This is a genomic window from Rhodoplanes roseus (assembly GCF_003258865.1).
Taxonomy (GTDB): Bacteria; Pseudomonadota; Alphaproteobacteria; order Rhizobiales; family Xanthobacteraceae; genus Rhodoplanes; species Rhodoplanes roseus.
Map to the genome: position 1 here is coordinate 1 of NZ_NPEX01000464.1, position 3022 is coordinate 3022.

Genomic DNA, 3022 nt, shown 5'->3' on the forward strand with positions numbered 1-3022 from the left:
GGGGTCGCGGCACGCCCGCGACCCCGCGAGGAGATCGTCATGACGGAGCTGCCGCTCGATGTCGTCCGCCTCGCCCGGCGCCTCGCCGAAGCTCAGGGCATTTCGGTCGGTGAAGCGATCCGGCGAGCCGTGGAGGACAGTGCTCGCGCCGCCGGACTGGAGGCGACCCGGCTGGGCGGACGGCGCCGCATGACGGCCGCCGACATGCTGTCCGTCGGCCGTGAGATTACGGCAATGCCGCTGCTCGATCCCCGCTCGCCGGGCCAGATCATGGACGACTTGGACGCCCTATGATCGCGGTCGACAGCTCGGCGTCGGTTGCGATCCTCGAGACCGAGGCCGACGCCGAGGTCTTCGCGGCCGAGCTCGAGCGCGCCGACCGGCTGCTCGTCTCCGCCGTCAGCGTCCACGAGACGGCCATCGTGCTTCGCGCCCGCCGAGGGCCCGGCGCGGTGGCTCGGTTCTGGCGGTTCCTGCAGGTCGAGAACGATTTCGAGATCGTGCCCTTCGACGAACGACAGGTCCGGGCCGCCGTCGCGGCATTCGAGCGCTTCGGGAAGGGAATCGATCCGAAGGCGAGGCTGAACCTCGCCGATTGCGCCGCCTACGCCCTGGCCAGGACGATGGACGTGCCGCTGCTGTTCAAGGGCGACGACTTCGCACACACGGACATCGCCGGAGTCCGGTGAGTGCGCGGTGGCGTCGTGATCAGATCATAGCGGTGGGCGAAGGCGCGCCGGCGCCGTGCCCGCCGCCCTTCAAAACCCCCAGCGGGCCGGGCGGCGGACGAAGGCGAAGCGGTCTTCGGCGCCCCAGAAGACATCGGGGTGGCCGTCGGTGACGTCGAGCCACAGGCCGTCGTCGTCGCGGTCGAGCGCGAAGGCCAGGGGCTCCGTCTCGGGATCGCCGACCGGCTGCATGGCCAGAACGACACGCTCGCCGAACGGCTGGTCGGCATAGAGGAGCCGCAGCGCCGGCCCGGTCTCGGCGGGCGCCAGCCCCAGCCGCAACGTCTTGGCGGCGGCCCGGATGTCGGCCCAGCGGGCGCCGCGGGTGAGGCCGAGCTCGGCCGGCGTCACGGTGGCGAGATCGACCACCCGCTTGCGGTCGCTCCAGCGGAACTCCGGCCGGCCCAGCAGCGTGTCGGCATCGGCGCTGAGATGGACGCCGGCCTCGCCGAGGGCCGCCCGGCACGCCTCGGGCCCCCGGCAGCGGCCGAGCAGAACGGTGCGCCACAGCGGCACCGAACGCGCGCCTCCAGCCTGCAGCCAGCGGCCGACCGGCCCCCAATTGAGTATGTCCAGCATTCCCCACCCCGACCGGACACGTTCGGACGGACCTCGTGTCCGTCCCGTCGCGACCGGTGAATCGCCCGGCCCGCTCAATCGCCCATGCGCGCGCAAAACGCAACGCGCTCCTCCCCTCGCCCCGGCGGCGGGTTCGCCGAAGTGTACCTCTTTACCGACCGCCGTCACACTCCCCTAACCACGCAGGGCGAGACCCGAGCGGCGCTACCGAAAATCAATGACCCGCGCGTGACAGTCGCGACGACAGCCGACAGAAGACCGGCTCAGGAGGCGCGTCGCGCACACACCCCCATGTTGAAGCAAATCCGCTCCTTTCTGTCGCGCGACGACGACGAGCGCGGCCCCGACGGCAAGCCGAAGGTGACGCTCCAGCGGGCGCTCGACCGCGACTGGCTGGAGATCTGGTACCAGCCCAAGTTCAACCTGCAGACCCGCAAGATGGTCGGCGCCGAGGCGCTCATCAGGGTGCGGCATCCCGAGCTCGGCGTGCTGCCGCCCGGCGTGTTCCTGCCGGGCGCCAGCGAGGCCGCCATGATGGCCCTGACCGAGCGGGTGATCGCCGCCGGCCTGCGCGACTGGGAGGACTGCGCCGCGGTCGGCGCGCCGGAGATCAAGCTCGCCGTCAACGTTCCGGCCGGCGCCTTCGTCGAGATGCCGATCGCCCGGATGATCCGCGAGGGCCGCCCGCGCAGCAAGGCGTGGTCGGGCCTGATCCTGGAGGTCACCGAGGACCAGGTGATGAACGACCTCGAGGTGGCCAACGAGGTGGCGAACGAGCTGCGGGCCCAGAACTGCGGGCTCGCCGTCGACGACTTCGGCGCCGGCTACTCGTCCCTCGCCCGGCTGCGCCAGCTCCCCTTCACCGAGCTGAAGATCGACCGCGCCTACGTCACCGACTGCGACACCGACCGCACCAATGCCGGCATGCTGGAGACCATCGTCGAGCTCGCCAAGCGGTTCGACCTGAAGACGGTGGCCGAAGGCATCGAGACGCCGCACGAGAGTCACAAGCTGCAGGGCATCGGTTGCGCCGTCGGCCAGGGCTATCTGTTCGCCAGGCCGATGAGCAAGGACGACTTCATCGCCAAGCTGCAGCGCTACACCGGCGTGCAGCGCGCGCCCGAGCGCAGCCGCTGGAACCCGTTCGCCGGGCAGCCGGCGCGGCTGCGCACGTCCTGATCAGATCGCCGATCCCGCTCAGCTTGCGCGTGACGACTCGCGCGGCGCGGCGAGCAGGCGCTCGACCGCCGCGAAGGCCGCGGCGACCGGGATGTCCTGCATGGTCGTGCCGCCGAACTCCGTGGCGCTCACCACGATGCCGCGGCGCGTGAACGGCGCCCAGCGCGCCACCTCGGTCGGGCCGAACAGGCTGACCAGCGGCGTCTGCGTCGCCGCGAGCAGATGGCCGATGCCGCTGTCGTTGGCGACGGCGGCGGCCAGCCGCTCGGCGACCGCGACGGCGAGCTCCAGCCGCGCCGTGGTGTCCGGGAAGATCGCCGACGGCGCGGCACGGCGCAGCTCGTCGCGGACGTCGGTCTCCTGCGGCCCGATGAACACCACCGGCGTGCGGCCGCTCGCCGCGAGCCTCTCGGCCAGCGCCGCAAAGTTTTCCCGCGGCCAGTTCTTCCGCGCCTCACGACTGCCGGGGGCGAGGCCCACATAGGTCGGCCCGTCGGGAAGCGTCGCGGCCGCGAAGGCCCGGGCCTCGTCGGACA

Annotated in this window: 5 protein-coding genes; 3 read left to right on the top strand and 2 right to left on the bottom strand. The window is 71.9% G+C overall.

The annotated features are described in order from the left end of the window. Positions 1-39: 39 nt before the first annotated feature. Positions 40-294, top strand: coding sequence for a type II toxin-antitoxin system VapB family antitoxin (locus CH341_RS30135; protein ID WP_146604686.1), 255 nt, complete (start codon positions 40-42; stop codon positions 292-294). Further along, positions 291-689: a type II toxin-antitoxin system VapC family toxin gene (locus tag CH341_RS30140; RefSeq protein WP_111423168.1), complete on the top strand. Its 399-nt coding sequence runs from the start codon at positions 291-293 to the stop codon at positions 687-689. Before CH341_RS30135 ends, CH341_RS30140 begins: the two co-directional genes overlap by 4 nt. Before the next feature lie 69 nt (positions 690-758). Here CH341_RS30140 and CH341_RS30145 read toward each other — a convergent pair whose 3' ends face one another. Then, the gene (locus tag CH341_RS30145) at positions 759-1307 is read right to left on the bottom strand and encodes a hypothetical protein (RefSeq protein WP_111423170.1); all 549 of its coding nucleotides are present in this window, start codon (positions 1305-1307) and stop codon (positions 759-761) included. 291 nt (positions 1308-1598) lie between these two features. On the opposite strand from CH341_RS30145, the gene CH341_RS30150 reads away from it, so the two are divergent. Further along, a complete protein-coding gene (locus CH341_RS30150) occupies positions 1599-2486 on the top strand; it encodes an EAL domain-containing protein (RefSeq protein ID WP_170149869.1) in 888 nt (295 codons plus the stop codon). An 18-nt stretch (positions 2487-2504) separates the two neighbouring features. Here CH341_RS30150 and CH341_RS30155 read toward each other — a convergent pair. After that, the coding region (locus CH341_RS30155; RefSeq protein WP_146604687.1) for a glycosyltransferase family 9 protein at positions 2505-3022 on the bottom strand (518 nt) is incomplete at its 5' end.

Coding starts and splice junctions, on each gene's coding strand:
- CH341_RS30135 (WP_146604686.1), top strand. CDS start 40: ATGACGGAGCTGCCGCTCGATGTCGTCCGCCTCGCCCGGCGCCTCGCC.
- CH341_RS30140 (WP_111423168.1), top strand. CDS start 291: ATGATCGCGGTCGACAGCTCGGCGTCGGTTGCGATCCTCGAGACCGAG.
- CH341_RS30145 (WP_111423170.1), bottom strand. CDS start 1,307: ATGCTGGACATACTCAATTGGGGGCCGGTCGGCCGCTGGCTGCAGGCT.
- CH341_RS30150 (WP_170149869.1), top strand. CDS start 1,599: ATGTTGAAGCAAATCCGCTCCTTTCTGTCGCGCGACGACGACGAGCGC.